Annotated in this window: 2 protein-coding genes; one reads left to right on the top strand and one right to left on the bottom strand. The window is 69.2% G+C overall.

Annotation, left to right across the window (positions count from 1 at the left end):
• Positions 1 to 413, bottom strand: a 413-nt coding sequence (locus PGX04_RS30000; RefSeq protein WP_425498469.1) for a DUF7114 family protein, incomplete at its 3' end; no start/stop codon positions are given.
• A gap of 60 nt (positions 414 to 473) precedes the next feature.
• Here PGX04_RS30000 and PGX04_RS29995 point away from each other — a divergent pair.
• A partial coding sequence (locus PGX04_RS29995) for an enoyl-CoA hydratase/isomerase family protein (RefSeq protein ID WP_273741833.1) occupies positions 474 to 691 on the top strand: 218 nt, incomplete at its 3' end.

Here is a 691-nt window from a genome sequence, read left to right as displayed (position 1 = left end):
CGGGCGACGAGGATGTCGGCGGCGAGGATCGCGAGGTCGGCGTCGCTGGCGTCGGCGTCCGTCGCCGTCCAGGGTTCGTCGTGAGCGAGCGAACGCGTCAGTCGCAGTCCCTCGTAGATGAGTTGGACGCCGGCCGCGTGGGTCGTGATGCGAGCGGGGTCGCGATCCGGGCCGGAGGCTCGCGTTCGGTTCCGATCGGATTCGGACTCGACGTCGCGGCACGGCTCGTCCGCGTCCGCATCCTCGAGGACGCGACCCTCAGCGCGCATCGCCGCGGCGCTCTCGAGGGTGAGGACCGCGGGGACCATCGACGCTCGATCGAGGATAGAGTCGAGATACTCGTACAGCCGTGGTGGTTCGACGTCCGCGACGGCCTCGACGGCGGCACGCCGACAGCTGTCGGCCTTTTCCATTAGCGAGGGGTAACGAGGGCGGAGCCAAAGACCTTTGGAAACGCTCGGTCGACTGCTGCCATGATCGACGTTGACACGAACGGATCAATTCGCACCGTCACGATCGACCGCCCCGAGGCGCGCAACGCCCTCTCCGTGGATGGCCTCGAGGCCCTCGAGACGGCGATCGACGACGCCGACGAGCCGGTGATCTACCTCCGCGGGCGCGGCCCGGCTTTCTCCGCGGGAGCCGATCTGAACGAGGTCGCCGCACTCGAGGGGGATCGCGACCGCGCGGC

Source organism: Natrinema soli (assembly GCF_028618695.1).
The sequence above is the reverse complement of the archived record's forward strand: the minus strand, read 5'-3'. Positions and strand labels throughout refer to the sequence as shown.